This is a genomic window from Streptomyces sp. SID3343, from assembly GCF_009865215.1.
GTDB lineage: Bacteria > Actinomycetota > Actinomycetes > Streptomycetales > Streptomycetaceae > Embleya.
Genome location: NZ_WWJX01000809.1, coordinates 1 through 689 on the forward strand (window position 1 = coordinate 1; position 689 = coordinate 689).

Here is a 689-nt window from a genome sequence, read left to right on the forward strand (position 1 = left end):
GGCCGCGGCCGGGACCAGCACCTGATGATCCCGGGCTGGCCGTACTCGTTCGTCGCCGCCCTGGAATCGGGCCGCACCTCATGGTGCCAACTACTGGACGCCGTCCGGCTCGGCCCCGGGGACGACGTCGCCGGAGTCACCGCCCGCCAGGTCCGCCGGATCGTCGGGGACCTGATCGCCGGCGGGCGGTGGCGCGAGGGCGACCCGGACATCCTGGTCGTCTTCGACGCCGGCTACGACGCCCCGCGCATGGCCCACCTCCTGGCCGGCCTGCCGGTGGAGGTCCTGGGCCGACTCCGCTCGGACCGGGTCATGCGCAAGCCCGTGCCCCGGCCGTGGATCTCACCGCCCCAGGGCGGGCGCCCGCCCAAGCACGGCAAGGAGTTCCGTTGCGCCAAGCCGGAGACCTGGGGCGAACCGAACGAGACCACCACACAGGTCACCGACCGGTACGGCACCGCGTGGGCGATGGCCTGGGACCGCATCCACCCCCGGCTCACCACCCGCTCCGCGTGGATCGACCACGACGGCGAACTCCCTTTGATCGAGGGCACGTTGATTCGCCTGGAGGTCGACCGGTTGCCCGGCGGCGGAGACCCGCTGCCGCTGTGGCTGTGGTCCTCCGCCACCGGCATGACCGCCGACGCCGTCGACCTGCGGTGGCAGGCGTTCCTTCGACGCTTCGACCT

At 73.0% G+C, this 689-nt stretch carries 1 protein-coding gene; it reads left to right on the forward strand.

Annotation, left to right across the window (positions count from 1 at the left end):
- On the forward strand, positions 1-689 hold a 689-nt coding region (locus tag GT354_RS24895), incomplete at both ends, for a transposase (protein ID WP_161358601.1).